The organism is Nocardia sp. CDC153, from assembly GCF_035818515.1.
GTDB lineage: Bacteria > Actinomycetota > Actinomycetes > Mycobacteriales > Mycobacteriaceae > Nocardia.
This window is the reverse complement of record NZ_JAYKYU010000003.1, coordinates 460371-478690: the sequence shown is the minus strand read 5'-3', so window position 1 is coordinate 478690 and position 18320 is coordinate 460371. Positions and strand designations below refer to the sequence as shown.

Annotated in this window: 13 protein-coding genes; 10 read left to right on the top strand and 3 right to left on the bottom strand. The window is 68.7% G+C overall.

Annotated features, from left to right (window positions below):
• The first annotated feature begins 208 nt into the window (after positions 1-208).
• Positions 209-730, top strand: a complete 522-nt coding sequence (locus VMT65_RS18850) for an EXLDI protein (protein WP_326309606.1) — start codon at positions 209-211, stop codon at positions 728-730.
• Positions 731-777: 47 nt separating this feature from the next.
• Complete coding sequence (locus tag VMT65_RS18845) at positions 778-2958, top strand: MMPL family transporter (RefSeq protein ID WP_326309604.1); 2181 nt, start codon at positions 778-780, stop codon at positions 2956-2958.
• A gap of 278 nt (positions 2959-3236) precedes the next feature.
• Here the strand turns inward: VMT65_RS18845 and VMT65_RS18840 are convergent, their stop codons facing one another.
• Complete coding sequence (locus VMT65_RS18840) at positions 3237-4022, bottom strand: CPBP family intramembrane glutamic endopeptidase (protein WP_326309603.1); 786 nt, start codon at positions 4020-4022, stop codon at positions 3237-3239.
• 79 nt (positions 4023-4101) lie between these two features.
• Positions 4102-5037 (bottom strand): RluA family pseudouridine synthase, encoded by a 936-nt coding sequence (locus VMT65_RS18835; RefSeq protein WP_326309602.1) that lies wholly within the window; start codon positions 5035-5037, stop codon positions 4102-4104.
• A 79-nt stretch (positions 5038-5116) separates the two neighbouring features.
• Here VMT65_RS18835 and VMT65_RS18830 point away from each other — a divergent pair, with 79 nt between their 5' ends.
• The 3 genes from VMT65_RS18830 to VMT65_RS18820 all read left to right on the top strand — a co-directional run bounded on the left by VMT65_RS18830 (position 5117) and on the right by VMT65_RS18820 (position 9667).
• Positions 5117-5938 carry a DUF4190 domain-containing protein gene (locus tag VMT65_RS18830; RefSeq protein WP_326309600.1) on the top strand — a complete coding sequence of 274 codons (822 nt, stop codon included), beginning with the start codon at positions 5117-5119 and terminating at the stop codon, positions 5936-5938.
• A 115-nt stretch (positions 5939-6053) separates the two neighbouring features.
• Positions 6054-7934, top strand: a complete 1881-nt coding sequence (locus VMT65_RS18825) for an ABC transporter ATP-binding protein (RefSeq protein WP_326309598.1) — start codon at positions 6054-6056, stop codon at positions 7932-7934.
• Positions 7931-9667, top strand: a complete 1737-nt coding sequence (locus VMT65_RS18820; protein ID WP_326309596.1) for an ABC transporter ATP-binding protein — start codon at positions 7931-7933, stop codon at positions 9665-9667. Before VMT65_RS18825 ends, VMT65_RS18820 begins: the two co-directional genes overlap by 4 nt.
• Before the next feature lie 61 nt (positions 9668-9728).
• Here the strand turns inward: VMT65_RS18820 and VMT65_RS18815 are convergent, their stop codons facing one another.
• A complete protein-coding gene (locus VMT65_RS18815; protein WP_326309595.1) occupies positions 9729-10196 on the bottom strand; it encodes a hypothetical protein in 468 nt (155 codons plus the stop codon).
• A gap of 233 nt (positions 10197-10429) precedes the next feature.
• Here VMT65_RS18815 and VMT65_RS18810 point away from each other — a divergent pair, with 233 nt between their 5' ends.
• The 5 genes from VMT65_RS18810 to nbtC are packed head-to-tail and all read left to right on the top strand — an operon-like array spanning position 10430 to position 18295.
• Positions 10430-11722 carry a SidA/IucD/PvdA family monooxygenase gene (locus VMT65_RS18810; RefSeq protein WP_326309593.1) on the top strand — a complete coding sequence of 431 codons (1293 nt, stop codon included), beginning with the start codon at positions 10430-10432 and terminating at the stop codon, positions 11720-11722.
• Between the two features lie 42 nt (positions 11723-11764).
• Positions 11765-12706, top strand: coding sequence for a methionyl-tRNA formyltransferase (locus tag VMT65_RS18805; RefSeq protein ID WP_326309592.1), 942 nt, complete (start codon positions 11765-11767; stop codon positions 12704-12706).
• A gap of 12 nt (positions 12707-12718) precedes the next feature.
• Positions 12719-13474: a thioesterase II family protein gene (locus VMT65_RS18800; RefSeq protein WP_326309591.1), complete on the top strand. Its 756-nt coding sequence runs from the start codon at positions 12719-12721 to the stop codon at positions 13472-13474.
• On the top strand, positions 13474-14835 hold the full coding sequence (locus tag VMT65_RS18795; protein ID WP_326310296.1) for a beta-ketoacyl [acyl carrier protein] synthase domain-containing protein: 1362 nt from the start codon (positions 13474-13476) through the stop codon (positions 14833-14835). Before VMT65_RS18800 ends, VMT65_RS18795 begins: the two co-directional genes overlap by 1 nt.
• The gene (nbtC, locus tag VMT65_RS18790) at positions 14828-18295 is read left to right on the top strand and encodes a nocobactin polyketide synthase NbtC (protein WP_326309590.1); all 3468 of its coding nucleotides are present in this window, start codon (positions 14828-14830) and stop codon (positions 18293-18295) included. Before VMT65_RS18795 ends, nbtC begins: the two co-directional genes overlap by 8 nt.
• The last annotated feature ends 25 nt before the right edge of the window (positions 18296-18320 follow it).

Sequence of the window (18320 nt, the reverse complement as noted above, 5' to 3'; positions counted from 1 at the left end):
CCGTCACCCGCGTCTCAGGGACGATCCGGGAAAACTTCAGGGTCGACTCAGGGTTGCGCTATACGTATACGTCTACTTATAGTGGCTGAGGACGCGATAAGCGGTCCGGGCACCCTGAGAACCGGTGCGGCACAGCGGAAAAGGACCCGCAGTGTCGTATTGAACAACCATGCCCATATGCGCATTCTCTGATGATTTGGAGCACCCCATGGACTTCGACAAGGAACAGCAGACCACCGCCACCAACGAGCTGGTCATCGACTCCCTCCCCGAGGGCATGCAGGAGATCACCCTGCGCGTCGGCCCCGGCGGCGGCCGCACCCAGCGCTTCGTGGGTCGGCTGCTCTCGCAGGCGCATCGGGTCACCACCGAGGGCAGCGAGACCATTCGGGTCTACCAGAGCCGCAAGGGCAAGCTGGTCGTCCACAGCCACATCATCGACTGGAACGACTTCGCCACCGCCACCAAACACGCTGCTCAGGAGAAGAAGGAGGAGTTCATCACCGCCAAGAACAACTCCGATTCCTCGGATTACTCGCCGATCATGAACTGGGCCAAGGGCTTTAAGAACTGGCGCGAGATGCTCGGTTTGGATGAGGATGGCTATGGCGACTTCACCCTCGACATCGTGGACTCGCTCGGGGAGTTGCGCGATCGGGTTCCGGCGAAGGTCTATCGGATTGTCGCGGATGTGGTCGAGAACCCGTCCACCCAGGTCCTCGACATCTGAATAGACATCTGAATAGCGCGGCCGAACCCTGAAAGGACTTCTCCCGCATGTTCTCCCGATTGGGGCGCTTCGTCGTCCGATTTCCGTGGCTGGTGATCGCCGCGTGGGTGATCGCCATTGTCGCGGTCGTCGCGTCCGCGCCGAAGCTCACCGCCACCACCGACCAATCCGACTTCCTGCCTTCGCATTACGAATCCATCCAGGCGATGGAGTTGCAGCAGAAGGCATTTCCGCACAGCGAAACCCCGGCTGCGCTCATCGTGTTCGAACGCTCCGACGGCGCTCCGATGACCGATGCCGACACGGCCGCGATGCAGGGCATCGCCGCCAAGCTGTCGGAGCAGGCGGGTCTGACCGGGCAGACGCCGACCATCAAGGACGTCACCGCGGTGCAGGCGGTGCCGCCGACCGAGAACCGGGCCGTCGAGGTGGTCGCGGTGCAGATGACCAAGGTCACCAGCCCCAACGACACCAAGCAGACCGATGCGGTGAAGGCCCTTCGGGATTCGTTGAAGCAGCAGGTGAGCGGCACCGATCTGAAGGCCGGCATCACCGGTACGGCGGCCCAGACGCTGGATCAGCAGGATTCCAGCAACAAGGGCCTGATCATCATCGGCATCGCGACGGTGGTGTTGATCCTGGTGCTGCTGCTGGTCATCTTCCGCAGCCCGATCATCGCGCTGCTGCCCATCCTGGTCATCTTCATCGTGGTGTCCCCGGTGGTGAACGGCCTGCTCGGAATCGTCAGCGACGCCTTCGATCTCAAGATCGACAGTTCGATCTCGTCGTTGCTGGTGGTGGTGCTCTTCGGCGTCGGCACCGACTACATCCTGTTCCTGATGTTCCGGTTCCGGGAGCGCCTGCGGGCCGGTGACGACGCCAAGACCGCCGTGGTCAATGCGGTCACCCGGGTCGGCGAGGCCATCACCTCGGCGGCCGCGGCGGTGATCATCGCCTTCGGTGCGCTGACCCTGTCCACTCTGGGCATGTTCCGCTCCATGGGCATCGCGCTGGCCATCGCGGTGGCGGTGACGCTGCTGGCCGGGCTCACCCTGATTCCCGCGCTGGTTTCGCTGTTGGGCACCAAGGTGTTCTGGCCTTCCAAGGCCTGGCAGGTCGAGCCGAAGAGCGCGCGGTTCGCGGCGGTCGGCAATGCGCTGGGCAAGCGCCCGGCGGTCTTCGCCGCCGCGTCGGGTGCGCTGCTGATCGCGTTGGGTGTCTTCGCCTTCGGCTTCAATCCGACCTTCGACCTGAGTTCGGGTTCGACCTCGGACAGCTCCGAATCCGTGGTCTACGGCAAGGAACTGCTCAAGAGCATGCCCGCGGGCAGCACCCAGCCCTCGCAGGTGTACCTGCAAAGCCAGCACGGTGCGTTGACCGCGGACGAGTTGAACACCTTCGGGGCTGCCCTGAAGGGCGTCAAGGGAGTCGGTGACGTGGGCCCGAAGCCCGCGCTGTCGGCCGACCAGACGGTGGCCGAATACCAGGTGACCCTTGCCGACAAGCCGGAATCCGACGCGGCCCTGAAGACCGTGAAGGGTCCGCTGCGCGATACCGCGCATGCGGCGGCCCCGGTCGGCACCTCGGCCGTGGTGGGCGGCATGACCTCGGTGTTCGTCGACTTCCAGCACGCCATGAACCGTGACTACACGGTGGTGTTCCCGGTCGCGGCGATCCTCATCATGATCGTGCTGGCCCTGCTGCTGCGCAGCCTGGTCGCGCCCTGGTACCTGATGGCGTCGGTATTCCTCGGCTTCGCGGCCACTTTGGGTTCCGCGGTGCTGGTCTTCCAACACGCACAAGGGAATTCGGGTCTGATCTTCACCCTGCCGTTGATCATGTACCTGTTCGTGGTCGCGCTCGGCACCGACTACAACATCCTCATGGTCGCCCGCCTGCGGGAGGAGGCTCGCGAGGGTCACGATCCGCATCGCGCCGCGGCCCTGGCGCTGCGCCACACGGGTCCGACGGTGGCGGCGGCCGGTGTCATCCTGGCGGGCACCTTCGCCTCGATGATGTTGGCGGGCAACACCGTGCTGACCTCGATGGGCTTCGCCATCTCGGTCGGCATCGCGATCGCGGCCTTCGTCATGGCGATGTTCTTCACCCCCGCGGTGACCGCCCTCATCGGCCGCCGCGCCTGGTGGCCCGGCCACGGCGGCGACGCCGACCAGCCGGTGAACTGGGACAAGGAGTTCGCCCCCGAGGATGTCGGCGCTCGCCACTGACGATCGGGCGGGGATCCCCGGCGATCCGCATCGATAACCGAACAGGTCGGCCCACTTCTCCGTTCGAGAAGTGGGCCGACCTCATTGCCGAGACAAGATCTGACAGAAACGTGTTTCAGTATTTTGGGCAAAGTGCCACGCGGGGATCTGGACGGCCGATACAGTTCGCCCGCGGGTGCATTACAGACTCGGTTCGGCGGGCTCGTCCCGCCGGGCCGTCCCGGGCCGACTGACCCAATCCTCTGTTCCCAGGTCAGTCGGCCCCCCTTTCCGTTGTTCTAATGCACGGTCACGTGCCAGACCACGGCCGCGGCCAGCGCGCCCGCGCCGTTCACCGCCCAGTGCAGTGCGATGGGCGCGAGCAGGCTCCCGCTGCGGCGACGCAGCCAGGTGAAGACCACGCCCGCCCCGGCGGTCGCGATCACGGCCAGCCCGATGCCGAGGATCTGCCCGGCCGGTCCGCTCCCGAGGAATCCGGACAGGCCCTTGTTGCCGCTGGTCAGTCCCAGTGACGAGGCGATGTGCCAGAGCCCGAAAAGCATTGACCCGGCGGCGAATACGCCCCGCGCCCCGGCCACCCGGTCCAGGGTCCCGTGCAGCACGCCGCGGAAGGCGAGCTCCTCCGGAATCGCGGTCTGCAGCGGAATCACGATCATGGACGCGATGAGCGCACCGGAGACCGCCGCGTAGCGGTCGTTGAGGAAGAACGGCCGGGTGATCGGCAGCGCCGCCCCGATGGCCACGGCCGCGAGCACCACGCCCACGGCGGCCAGCGCCCACAGCGATCCGCGTCGCCACTGCCGCGGCGAGAGCCCGAGCTCGGCCCAGCCGAGTCCGCGGCGGCGCACGACGGCCACCAGCACCACCGCGGCAACCGGCACCGAGAGGATGCTGGCCCACTTGTTGGTGAAATGCGCGATGAGGTTCGTGCCGATCAGCACGAGGACGACGACGGCGACATCCACATAGGCGTGCAGCTTGTGGCCGGGCGGGGTGGTCGGCTCCTCGATCGCCTGGTCCGTGCTGGTCGGGACCCGGACCGCGCCGTTATCGTTTCGAGACATCGACGCCAGTGTACGAGCGAATTCTTGGAAAGCGCTTCGATTGTGGTTAAGTCCGCTGCCCGGAATCCCGCCGCGCGGGTCAGCGCCCGAGCGCCCAACCCTCCGGATCGTCCCAGGCCTGCAGCGTGCGCGCGGTCTCGAACCGGCGCGGTTCGCGCGTGATCGGGTCGGTGAATTCCAGTGTCGAGGCCAGTAGCTGCAGCGGCCGCGTGTAATCGTCGACCGGTTTGTCGGTGAGTTCGGGATAGAAGTCGTCGCCCAGGATCGGAATGCCGAGTCCGTTCATGTGCAGCCGCAGCTGATGGGTGCGTCCGGTGCGGGGTTTCAGCAGGTAACGCCCCAGACCATCGCGGTGTTCGAGCAATTCGACGACGGTCTCGGCATTGGGCTCGCCCTCGGTCTCGTAGGCCCGCAGCACCTGGCGTTCCTTGACGATTCGGCTGATCACCGTGCCCGGCAGCGCGAGTTCGGGATCGAAGCGCGCGATGGCCTGATACTGCTTGTGCACCAGCCGCTTGTGGAACATGGTCTGATACGCCCCGCGCCGGGCCGGATTCACGATGAACAGCACCAATCCGGCGGTGACGCGGTCGAGTCGATGCGCCGGAACCAGGTCGGGCAGATCCAATTCGCGGCGCAATTTCACCAGCGCGGTCTGCAGAATGTGCTGCCCGCGCGGAATCGTGGACAGGAAGTGCGGCTTGTCCACCACCAGGATGTCGTCGTCGCGATGCACGATGCCGATCGGGAACGGCACCTCGGTCTCCTCGGGCAGGTCCCGGTGGAACCACACCGCGCCACCGGGCGCGTACGGCGTGTCCGGTGCGATGGGTCCGTCCAGATCCACGATGCCGCCCTCGCGCAACAGCTCGTCGATCCGTTCGGGGCGAACCCGCGGCAATCGCTCGACGAGGTGGTCGCGAATGGTCGCCCAGTCGCCGTCCTCGGGCAGCCGCAACCGGGCCGGATCCAGTCCGTGCCGCTTGGGAAGCGGGGGTTGCTGACGGCGTCTCACTCGCCAAACCCTAGTCCCCGGGTTTGTCCGGACCAGGGGGTACGGTTGGCCCACGCCCGGAATGTCTGGGTCCGAACGAGTGATCGGGGGTCTCGTGTATCCGAACGACCAACCGCCCCAGGGATACCCGGGCCAGCCCGGGCAGCCGGATTACGGACAGTCGCAGCCCGCCTATCCCCAGGCGGGGCAATGGGACTACGGCCAGCAGGGTCAGCCGGGCTATCCGCCCGGGTATCCGCCCGCGCCCGGTTACCCGATGGGCCCGCCGCCCCCGCAGGGCACCAACGGTCTGGCCATCGCGTCGCTGATCTTCGGTGTGATCGGTGGGTGTCTGTTGTCGATCCCCTTCGGCATCATCGCGCTGACCCAGATCAAGCAGCGCAATCAGAACGGCCGGGGGCTGGCCATCGCCGGCCTGATCGCCTCGGGGGTGTGGGCGTTGGTCGCGGTGTTGGTGGTTGCGGTCGGCGTGGCAACCGACTCGAAGAACTCCGCGAGCAGCGACAATTCGACTCGTACGGCGGCCGTGCCGGATTCGCCGACCTCCATCTCGGTCGACGATGTGAAGACCGGTGACTGCCTGCAGACCGTGGAGGAGGGCACCCACATTCGCCGGGTGACCATCCTGCCCTGCGATTCGCCGCACGATGCCGAGGTCATCACCCAGATCCATCTGACCGGTTCGTGGCCGGGCTCGGCGGACGCGTCCTCGCAGCAGGCGAACGATTCCTGTGAGCAGCAGCTCGAGACCATCCTCGGCAACAGCTCGATGTACGACCAGCTCCAGCTGTTCATCCTCTATCCCGCGACCGAGACGCAGTGGAACAAGTCCGGTGGCCGGGCGGCCTGCCTGGTGCAGGACGGCAGCGGCAAGAAGCTAACGGGGAAGGTGCCGCGGTAATCCGAAAGGCGTCGCGCCGACCGTCGGTATGGTCGCCCAGCAAAAGTTAGCCTAACCTATCTTCTCGCCGGTGCTCGTGGGGAGCATCGGGCGGACGAAGGTGGGAGGCGGACTGATGACGGTCGAGTCACCGCCCGCGGTCGAGGCGCAGGCCATCGACCCGGGCCCGGCGGCAGCCGACGGGGGAGGGCCGGACGCGAAGGCCGAGGCGAAGGCGCGGCGGCGGCGAGAAGCGCGGGCGCGCAAGGAGATGCTGGCTCCGGTCAGCGGCCCGCTGACGATCGCCGGGCTGATCGTGGCGGTGGCCTCGGTGTGTTCGGTGCTGCCGTTCCTGCTCATCGTGTCGGCCTGCCGGGAGCTGCTGCGGGACGCGCCCGACACCGAGCGGGTGTGGCGGCTGCTGCTTTTCGCCGTCCTGGTCCTGGTGGCCCGCGCGATCCTGCAGGCCACCGCGCTGACCTGGTCGCATGCCGTGGACGCGCGCTATCAGCTGAGCCTGCGCCGCCTGCTCGCCGACAAGCTGACCCGGGTGCCGCTGGGCTGGTTCGGGGCGCGCGGTTCCGCCGAGGTGAAGAGGTACCTCCAGGACGATGTGGAGGCGCTGCACTATCTGGTGGCGCACGCCCGGCTGGACTTCATCGGCTCGGTGACCGTGCCGCTGGTGACGCTGATCTACCTCGCCACGGTGGACTGGCGACTGACCCTGGTCCTGCTGTTGCCGCTGTTCGGGTACGCGCTGTGCATGCGCGCCATGCTGGACGAGCCCGGCCGCCAACGGCTTTCGGCCTACAATGCCGCCGAGCAGCGCACCCGCGCGGCCACCGTGGAATTCGTGGACGGTATCCAGGTGGTGCGGGCCTTCGGGCGGGCGGGCAAGGCGCACAGCGAATTCCGCGACGCGGTCGAGGAGCAGACCGAGCGGCTGCGACGCATGAAGATGCCGGTCATGACCGTGCAGTCGATCTCGGACACGGTCGTCTCGCCGGTGTTCGTCATGCTGCTGGTCGTGGTGGCGGGGCTCGCGGGTGTGGGCCTCGAGTGGCTGGACCCCCTGGATCTGCTGCCGTTCCTGCTGGTCGGTCTCGGCCTGGGCAGTTCGCTGCTGGGGCTGGGCTACGGCGCGCAGGCCCTGCGCACGGCCGGTGACGCCGCGCTGCGCCTGCACGAATTGCAGGCGACGCCCGAATTGGCCACAGGCTCGGGCGAATCCGAGATCCGGCGGGACGCCCCCGCCGGGCTGGTCCGCTTCGAGGACGTGAGTTTCGGCTACCGCGACGACCACCTGGTCCTGCGCGGCATCGACCTCGAACTCGCCCCCGGCACCATGACCGCCCTGGTCGGCCCCAGCGGCTCCGGCAAATCGACGCTGGCGAAGCTGCTACCCCGCTTCTACGACGTGACCACCGGCCGAATCACCATCGGCGGCCGCGATATTCGCGACATCCCGAGCGAAGAGCTGTATCGGACGGTCGGATTCGTCTTCCAGGACGTCCGCCTGATCCGCGGCAGCATTGCCGACAACCTCCGCCTGGCCCGCCCCGACGCCGACGCCGCGGCCCTGGAGCGCGCCGCCCGCGCGGCCCGCATCCACGACCGGGTTCTCGCCCTCCCGCGCGGCTACGACTCCGAGATCGGCGTGGACGCCATCCTCTCCGGCGGTGAGGCACAACGTCTTTCCATTGCCCGCACCCTCCTCGCCGACACCCCGATCCTGGTCCTGGACGAGGCCACCGCCTTCGCCGATCCGGAATCCGAGGCCGCAGTCCAGGACGCCCTCGCCGAACTGGTCTCCGGGCGCACCGTCCTGGTCATCGCCCACCGCCTGCACACCATCACCGGCGTCAACCGAATCCTGGTGCTACAGCACGGAACCCTGGTCGAACAGGGCGACCACGCCACCCTGCACACGGCCGGCGGCCTCTACCAACAGCTCTGGGAGATCAACGAGGCGGCACTCGCGGCCGTCGGCGGGACCGACCGGGAGGAGACCCGATGATTCGCAAGGTGCTGGGCTTCGTGCCCGCCGAATACGCCGCTCTGACACCGCGTTTGCTGCTCGCCATCGTGGCGCAGGCGCTGTCGCAGGCCGTGGCCTACGTGCTGTTGGTGCCCGTGTTGCAGGCGTTGTTCGACAATGATCTGGGCCGGGCCTGGTGGTGGACACTGTGGCTGGCGGTGGCGGTGCTGGCCGTCGTGGTTTTCGGCTATCTGCAGTCGGTGCTCGGGCTGCGGATCGGGGTCGGGATGCAGCACGGGTTGCAGACCCGGCTCGGGGATCGGTTGAACGCGGTGCCGCTGGGCTGGTTCGACGATCGGCACGCGGGGGAGTTGTCGCGGGTGGTGGTCGAGAATGTCCGCGAGGTGCAGGGGCTGGTCGCCTATCTGCTGGCGAAAATGCTGACCGGCGTGCTGGTTCCGCTCGGTGTGGCGCTCGGCATGCTCTTCGTGGATTGGCGCATCTCGCTGGCCATGCTGGTGGCGGCCCCGCTGCTGTTCGGGGTGAATCTGTGGGCCAACCGCTCCTATGTCACCGCCGACGAGCGCATGCACGACGCCGCCGGGGAGGCCAATGCCCGCGTGCTGGAATTCGCTCAGGCGCAACCGGTCCTGCGTTCGCTCGGCGCGGTCGGCGCGGGCAATCGCGCCCTGGACGCGGCGCTGGCCCGCCAGCGCAAGGCGGCCTCGGGCCTGCTCCTCGCGGCCGTGCCCGGTCTGATCGTGTTCTCCCTGGTGGTGCAGGCGATCTTCCTGGTGCTGGTCTACCTGGTGGTGGGCCGGGCCACCGACGGCGCGATCTCGGCCGCCGCGGCCATCGCCCTCATCGCGGTGAGCTCCCGCTTCATCGAACCCCTCACCCAGGCCGCGCAATTGGGCGGCGCGGTCCGCACGGCCGCGGCGGCCGCCGACCGGGTAACCGCGCTGCTCTCGGAACCCGCACTGCCGCAGCCGGACTCGCCGGTGGTCCCCGGTGCCCCGCGGATCGAGTTCGACGACGTCACCTTCGGCTACGGCCCCGACAAGCCGGTGCTGACCGATGTGTCCTTCACCGCCGAACCCGGCACCACGACCGCCATCGTGGGCCCCAGCGGCGCGGGCAAGTCCACGCTGCTGCGGCTGGCCGCCCGCTTTCACGACACCGATTCCGGGCGCGTCCGCGTCGGCGGCCACGATGTCCGGGACCAGCCGACCGAGACCCTGCTGAACCAGTTGGCCCTGGTGTTCCAGCACGTCTATCTCTTCGATCGCTCTGTGCTGGAGAACATTCGACTGGGTCGCCCCGACGCCACCGATGCCGAGGTGCTGCGCGCCGGTGCGGTCGCGCGGGTCGACGAGATCGCCGCCCGCCTGCCCGATGGCTGGCAGACCCGGGTCGGCGAGGGCGGCTCGGCCCTGTCCGGCGGTGAGCGGCAACGGGTCTCGATTGCCCGCGCCCTGGTCAAGGACGCCCCGATCGTGCTGCTCGACGAGGCCACCAGCGCGCTCGACCCGCAGAACGAGGCGGTCGTGGTGCGCGGTGTGCACGAACTCACGCGCGGCCGAACGGTTCTCGTGGTGGCGCACCGCCTGGCGACCATCGCGCACGCCGATCAGATCCTGTTCATGGACGGCGGCCGCATTGTCGAACGCGGCACGCACGCCGAACTGCTCGCCCTGGACGGCCGTTACGCGGCCTTCTGGAACGAACGCACGCGCGCCTCGGGGTGGCGTCTGGAGCCCGCGACGGTCTGACGGGTACACGAAAACCCGGGCATCCCATCGGGATGCCCGGGATTCGCTGTGCCTGGATTAGTCAGAGGCTGCAGGGCAGCATGGCGATACCGGCGACGGTGCACTCGGCTTCCCGGGTCAGCTTCCAGGTGCCGTCGATCTCACGCCAGGTGAGGGTGAAATTCCAAGGCTCATAACCCTCGATCGAGGTCTGCAGCCCGGCGGTCATGGTGTCGCCGGCGACGTTCACCGGTCCCTGCACCGCCCATTTGAAGCTCGGCGGGGCGGCGGCGATGACCGTGCCGACCTGATCGATCAGCGGCAGTCCGGCCTCGCCGGCCTCCAGTTCGGCGGCCCGCGCGGCGCGGTCCGCTCCGGTGTTCAGCACCAGTGCGAGCTTCGATTGCAGTTCTCCCACACCGGGATTCGCGGCCTTGACCGGCGCGACCACCGGCAGCGCGGAGGCGGGGGCAACGGTGGCGGCGGTACCGCCCAGGACGGCGGCCACGGCGACGGCGGCGGCCGCGACGCGACGCATGTTCTTGATCATTCGAGTTCCCATCGTTTTCGGTCAGGTGTCCGATCCACGGGCTTGCGCTGCGACCGGGACCCGACCAATATAAGGTAAGCCTATGCAAACATAAGACCCCACGGTTTGGAAGCGCGTCACCCGATCCCCTTCCCCGATCGGCCTTTTCGGCCCGTCCGCCGTGGGGGTAGCTGCACAGTGGCTGCCATCACAGTCGGGCTGTCATCGCAGTCGGTCGGAGAGCAGGAGCATCAGTGGACACACTTCTCGTGGTCGGAGCCGGTCCCAAGGCGATGGCCGTGGCCGCCAAGGCGCACGTGCTGCGCGCCCTCGGACTGCCCGCGCCCCGCGTGGTGGTGGTCGAATCCCATGCGGTGGGCGGCAACTGGCTGCCCTCCGGCGGGTGGACCGACGGCCGCCACCGCCTGGGCACCAGCCCGGAGAAGGATGTCGGCTTCCCGTATCACTCGAATTGGGCGCGCGGTCGCAATCGCGAGATCGACGCGGCCATGCGGGCCTTCAGCTGGACCGCCTACCTGGTCGAGCACGGCACCTACGCCGAGTGGGTCGACCGCGGCCGACCCAGCCCGCAGCATCACCTGTGGGCCGACTACCTGCAGTGGGTGGCCCGCACATCCGCCGTCGAGATCGTGATGGGTTCGGTGCGAACGATTTCCGCCGCCGCCGACGGGTGGCTGGTCACGGTCGTCGACGCCGACGGCGCCGAGAGCACCCTGGACGCCGACCGCCTCATGATCACCGGCCCCGGCAACAGCCGTCGCGCGCTCGCCGACCATCCGCGGGTGCTGAGCATCGCGGAGTTCTGGGATCTGGCCGCCAAGCGCCGCCTGCCCGTCTCCTCTCGGGCCGCGGTCATCGGCGGCGGCGAGACCGCGGGCTCGGCCATGGACGAACTCGTTCGCCACGATGTGCTCACCGTCTCGGTCATCTCGCCCAAGGCCACCATCTACACGCGCGGCGAAAGCTATTTCGAGAACTCGCTGTTCAGCGATCCGGTGAAGTGGCCCGCGCTCAGTATCGAGGAGCGCCGCGACGTCATCCGCCGCACCGATCGCGGTGTGTTCTCGGTGCGCGTGCAGGAGAGTCTGCTCGCCGACAGCCGCGTGCATCACCTCCAGGGCCGGGTGGTGCGGGTGGCCGCCCGTGACGAGGCGGTAGCGCTGACCCTGCGCAATGAGACCCGCCCCGATCAGCTGCACACCTTCGACCTGGTGGTGGACGCCACCGGCGGCGAATCGCTGTGGTTCCTGGACCTTTTCGACACCGACGCCGCGGACCTGCTGGAACTGGCGGTCGGCGGACCGGTCGATCAAGCGCGCCTGGAGTCGGCCATCGGCTACGACCTGGCCGTCTCCGGTCTCGACGCCAAGCTCTACCTCCCGAACCTGGCCGCGCTGGCGCAGGGCCCCGGCTTCCCCAATCTGAGCTGCCTGGGCGAACTTTCGGACCGGGTGCTGGCCTGTGCCCCGGACAAGGTGCGTCGCTCCGCGGCGGTGGGCGTGGCCCACACTCGCGCAGTCCAATAGGTTAGGCTTAGCTTACTTCGAGCAAAGGTTAGGTTCGGTTAGATGCGTATCGTCTCGTTCGGCTTCCAGACCTGGGGCCGGAAAACCCTGCAGGCCCTGATCGATTCGCGCCACGAGGTGGTGCTGTCGGTCACCCACCCGGCCGCGGCATCCACCTACAAGGCCATGTGGTCGGATTCGGTGGAGGAACTGGCCCGGGAGCACGGGATTCCGGTGCACGTCACCGAACGGGCGGACGCGGCGACCATCGACCTGGTCAAGCGGGCCGAGCCGGACGTCATCGTGGTGAACAGCTGGTACACCTGGATGCCCGAGGAGCTCTACAACCTGCCCCCGCACGGCACCCTCAACCTGCACGATTCCCTGCTGCCCAAGTTCACCGGGTTCTCGCCGGTGCTGTGGGCGCTGATCAGCGGCGCGGCCGAGACCGGGCTGACCGTGCACCGGATGGACGCGGGCCTGGACACCGGCGACATCCTGGTGCAGAAGCGACTGCCCATCGGCCCGGACGTCACCGGCACCGAATTGGTGCTGGCCGGAATGGAACTCATTCCGGATGCCGTGCACGAGGCGCTGGACGCGCTGGAGAACGGCACGGCCGTGTGGACGCCGCAGGACAAGTCCGAGCGCACCTACTTCCACAAGCGCGCCGACCGCGACAGCCGCATCGACTGGTCCTGGCCCGCGGTGGATCTGGAGCGTTTCGTGCGCGCGCTGTCCGCGCCGTACCCGCCCGCCTTCACCTACTACCGCGGTGAGCGCATCGAGGTGCTGGCCGCCCGGATCGCCGAATTCCGTTGCGGCGGAACGCCGGGCCGCGTGGTGGTGCTCGACGGCGGCGCGGCCGTGGTGTGCGGCCCGGACGCGTTCCGGGGCGGCAATCCGGCGCTGGTCCTCACCCGGGTGCGCACCGCCGACGGAGTCGAGCGCGACGCGGCCGAATTCTTCTCGCGCGGCGGCTATCTGACCGATTCGGCGGAGTAGGAGTTTCAGCTCATGGCAGCAAGTCTCGGATGGGTCCGGCAGTTCCACAAACCCGCGTCGGCCGATCTTCCACCCCTGTTGATCTGCCCGCACGCGGGCGCGGGCGCGTCCAGCTACCGGGCGTTCTCGAAGGTCTTCAGCACGCGGTTCGATGTCGTCGTCTTCCAGTACCCGGGTCGTCAGGATCGGGCGCGGGAGGCCGCGCTGGCCACCGTGCCCGAGATCGCGGCCGGTGCGTACGCGGATTACGTTGCCTCCGAGCATGATCGCGGGCTGCCCCTGACGGTGTTCGGGCACAGCATGGGCGCGATGGTGGCCTTCGAGCTGGTGCGGGTGGCCGAAGCGGCGGGCCGCGAGGTGCGGCTGCTGGCCCCGTCGGCGGCGGTGTCGCCCGGCCGGGCGGCCGAGTTGCCCCCGCATCCCACCGAGGACGAGCAGATCCTCGATCACCTGGGCCGACTCGACGGCACCGGCGCGGATGTGCTGGGCAGCCGTGAGGTCATGCGCATGGCGCTGCCGGTGGTCAAGGCCGACTATCGGGCCTTCGACGCCTATGTGTGCGCACCGGATGCGAAGGTGCGGGCCAGAATTCAGGTGCTGGGCGGTGCGGAGGATCCCTTCGTGACGCCGCGCGATCTGTACGGCTGGGCCGACCACAGCGCGCAGGAGATCGATGTGACCGTCTTCGACGGCGGGCACTTCTACCTCAACGAGCACACCGCGGGCATTGCCGAACTGCTTGCCCCGTCGCTGAAATCGGTCGGGTGATCGCGGTGGCGGACGCGGATCCCATTGTCATCGCGGGGATGGCGATCGAAGCGCCGGGCGGCGTGGACACGCTGCCCGCTTACTGGTCGGCGCTGTCGCAGGCGTGCGAGCTCATTGGAGCGTTCCCGCGTGATCGGGAATGGCCGCTGGAGCAGGTGCTGTCGTTGCATCGGGTCGAGGGTTGGAGCCGGGTGCCGGATGCGGGCGGATTCCTGGACGGAGCAACGGAATTCGATCCGCTGTTCTTCGGGATCACCCCGCGCGAGGCCGTCTCCATGGATCCGCAGCAGCGGGTCGGTATGCGGGTCGCGTGGCGGGCGCTGGAGAACGCGGGCATCAATCCCGGGTCGCTGGACGGGGCCGAGGTCGGCTGCTTCATGGGGGCGTCGGTCAACGAGTACGGGCCGGTGTCGGCCGCGGTCACCGACTACAGCGGCTACCGGGTGACCGGAACCGCCTTGGGCGCGGTGGCCGGACGCATTTCACACGGTCTCGGTTTGATCGGGCCGTCCATGAGCGTGGATACCGCCTGTGCGTCGTCGCTGACCGCGCTGCACCTGGCCGCCAACGCGATTCGCAATGACGAATGCGAGTGGGCGCTGGCCGGTGGTGTCTGCGTCATGGGTTCGCCCGCCGCCTTCTACGAATTCTCCAAGAACAACGCGCTGGCCGCCGACGGCCACTGCCGCGCGTACGCCGCGGACGCGACCGGAACCCTGTGGGGTGAGGGCGCGGGTGTCGTTGTGCTGGAACGGGAATCGCGGGCTGTCGCACTCGGGCATCACGTCTACGCGCGTGTGCTGGGCACCCGGGTCAACCACAATGGCAAGGGCGCGCCGCTGGCCGTGCCGAGTTCGACTGCGCAGCGGCGGCTGATCGATTCGACCCTCCGGGCGGCGGGCATCAGCGCCGACGCCGTCGGCTTGATCGAAGGTCATGGCACGGGGACGCCCGTCGGAGATCCCCTCGAATTATCCGCTCTCGCAGCCGCTTACGGCGCGCCCGATCGGTCTTCGGGCCCGCTGCTGGGTTCGGTGAAATCCAATATCGGCCACGCCCAGGCGGCCTCGGGCATGCTCGGGCTGATCAAGGTGGTGCTGTGCGGGCAGTACGGGCAGATCGCCCCGACCCTGTTCGTCGACAACCCCACCGACCGGCTCGACTGGGCGGCCACCAGTCTGCGCCTGGCCACCGAACTCACCCCGTGGGAGCCGCGCGACGACGTCCGCTACGGGGCCGTCTCCTCGTTCGGTGTCGCGGGCACCAATGCGCACGCCGTGCTCGCCATGCCTGTTCCGGAGAGCCTCGCCATGCCTGTTCCGGAGAGCACTGAGCCTGTTCTGGAGGATCTCCATGCCTGACTACCGCCTCCCGGACGGCACCGTCCCGGTGCTGCTGTCCTCCGAGACCCCCGACGGGTTGCGCGCGGAGGCCGCACAGCTGGCCCGCTACCTGTCGGAGCGACCGGAGGTGACGCCGGATCGGGTGGCGGACATGCTGTTCCGCACCCGGACGGCGCGTCGCCGCCGCGCACTCGCCATGGTGTCCGGCCGTGCCGAGCTGCTGGCCGCGCTCGACGCGATCACCGCGGACGCCGATCACGCGGCCGTGGTGACCGGTCCGGGCGCGGCCACCGCGCGGCGGATCGGGTTCGTCTTCCCGGGACAGGGCAGTCAGCGGCCCGGCATGGGCAAGCTGTATTACGGCCTGTCCCCGGCCTACCGGGCCGAGGTCGACGCCTGCGCCGAACTGCACCGCGAGCACTACGGCCACGCCCAACCGCTGCACTACCTGCTCGGCGAGGACGGTCGGTTCGAGGACACGGTGTGGGAAGTCCAGCCCGCCTTGATGTTCCACATGACCGGGCTGGCCGCCATGTGGCGGGCGGCCGGTGTGGAGCCCGCCGCCGCCATCGGCCACAGCCAGGGTGAACTGGCCGCCGGCTGGGTGGCGCGGGTGATGACGCGGCGGGATGCCGTCATGGCCGTCACCGAGCGGGCGCGACTGGTGGAACGCATTTCCCCGCGCGGCTATTCGATGGCGGTGCTCGGCATGGACCGCGAGGAGGTGGAGGCGCTGCTGGCCCGGCACTCCGGCTGGGCCGAGCTGTCGGTGGTGAATTCACCTCATATCCTGGCGATTTCGGGTGACCGGGCCACCATTGTCGATATGGTCGCCGCCGCGCAGGCACGGGGGAAGTTCGCCAAGGAGATCCAGGTCGCCTACCCGGCGCACACCTCCATCGTCGCGGAACTGCGCAGCGACTTCGAAGCCTTCCTCGGCGAGCAGATGAGCGCCCCGACCTTCTCCGCGGGCGAGATCCCCTGTTACGGAGCGACTCTGGGCGCGGCGATCACTCCGGACCTCGAACACGAGCAGTACTGGTTCTGGAATCTGCGTAATCGCGTCCGCTTCGACCGCGCCATTGTCGCGGCCGCCGTGGACGGCATCGACACCTTCGTCGAGGTCGCCGAACACCCCACCCTCCAACTCGCCGTTCAGGAGAACCTCGGCCTGGTCCCGCAGGACCCGGCCCTGCCGCCCCGCGACTTCCGCGTCCTGGGCACCTCCCTGCGCACCGCCGACAGCCTCCGCGACTTCACCCGCAACCTGGCCACCATCGCCGTCGCGGACCTGGGCTACGACTGGCAGTCCCTGCGCACCCCCGACAGCGCGGGCACGGTGACCCTGCCCCTGCGCGACTTCCCCCACACGGTCATGAACCCGCAACGCCTGTGGGCCACCTACGAAACCCCTGCCGGACAACCGATTCCGGAATCCACCCACCGCTACCCCCACCGGCTGGCCGAAACCTGGGTCCGCCTCGACAAGCGCTCCCTGGTCCCCCCGCGCGACCTCTTGGTGGTCGACCACACCGGCCGCTGCCCCGAACTGGCCGCGGCCCTCTGCACCGCCGCCCACAACCATGGCGGCTCAGCATACGTGTTGGACGGCGACAGCCCGCCGCGCGAGATAGGACCTGCCTCGGGTGTCGCGGGGGCAGCCGCTGCCGAGGCGACCGCCGCCCACCGCGGGGGCCGCCCAGCGGGAGTGCAGGGCAGCCCCGCGCGGCCTCGTGCCTCTGGGAACTACGACACCGTCGTGATCCTCATGCCGGAATTGCCGGAAATGGATGCATCGGCGGCAGTGGAGCAGGCCGCCGGATTCTTCGCGAATCAGGCATGGCTGCCCGACCTGGCCGGTGTCCGGGACTGCTGGCTGGTCACCGTGGGTGGGGAGCAGGTCGTCGCCGATGATCCGGTGCCGCACCAGTTCCACGGTGCGGTCACGGCCGGGTACCGGTGCCTGGGGATGGAATCGTTGGGCATTTCCTTCCGGCGCGTGGATCTCGCTGTGGGACATTCGGATGCGAGCCAGGCGGCGGCGCTGGTGCGCGCGGTGCATGTCAAGAACGAGCCGGAGCTGGCCCTGCGTGACGGGGCGGTCTACGCCAAGCGGCTGGAAGTCGATGCCGCGCAACCGGGTCCGGCCCGCGACAGCGATCTGTCGCACGTGGTGATCATCGGTGGCACCGGCACGCTCGGCGTGGAATTCTGCGCCTACTACGCGCACCGCGGTGCGGGGCGTATCACCTTGCTCAGCCGCTCCGGTGAGACCGACGCCGTCACCCGCCGACTGCGTCCGATCCGCGCGCTGACCGATGCCGAGATAATCGTCGAAGCGTGCGATGTCACCGATGCGGAATCGGTCACGGAATTGGCTGCCCGACAGCAGATTCCGGCCACCGTCCTGGTGCACGCGGGCGTCAACTATGTCCGCGCGGAACTGGCGGATGTCACGGCCGAGAAGTTCCGCGAAATGGCCGGTTCCAAGATCTACGGCACCGAGCACATGCTCCGCGCCTGGCCCCGCACCACCGATTGCAAGATCATCCTGTGCTCCTCGGCGGCAGCCACTTTCGGTGGTCGCGGCCAAATCCTCTACGCCACCGTCAACCGCATGCTCGACGTGCTGGCCCAGCGCCTGCGCGCCAAAGGCATCGACGCGGTGGCCATGCAATGGGGCCTCTGGGACCTCGAAGGCCCCTTGCACGCCGTCGGCACCGGCCCGGTCCAGGCCGCCGGTGTTACCCCCATGCGCGCCGCCGACGCACTCGAGCTCGGCTTCGCCCAGCACGCCGACCATCCCGGTGCGGAGAACCGCCTGGTCGCCGCCGCTGACTGGAACGACGTCCAGGCACTCATGACCGCCATCGGCCAGGGCCCGCTGCTCGACGATGTGGTGGCCGCTGCCGCCACGGAAGAGATGGCCCGCGCGGCGAATTCGGCCGTGGGCGGCCTCACCGCCGACTCGCCCGCTGGGATCTCGGTGCCGACCGCCGCCGCACGGGCGCTTGGCGGCGTGAGCCATCCCGGTGCGGTCTCAGGGCCGGACGGTGCCACTCCGCATTCGGCTACAGCCGCGGGATATTCGGATTCGGGCGCGCGGCCTCCGGCATTCGGGCCACCGGGTTCCGCCGCGGCTGTGCAGGTGGGAGTGGGCGGTGCGGGTCTTCCGGTGGCCGCCGGGGGCGAATCCGCCGCCGTGGCTGCCGGGTATTCGGCCACCACCACTTCCGAGTCCGGTGCCGCGAATCTGGCGGAGTTGGTGCGGCGGGAGCTGGGGAAGGTAATGGGCGCGGAGACCGATGCGTTCGATTCCTCCGTGCCGCTGGTTGCGCTCGGGCTGGATTCGTTGCAGGCCTTGGATTTCCGTAAGCGGGTGCAGGTCGAGCTGGAGCGGGATCTGCCGGTGGCGGCGATTCTGGGCGGCGCGTCGCTGGACGACGTGGTGCGGCTGATGGCCGGTACCCGGGCGTAAGTCGCCGACACACACTTTTCAGGAG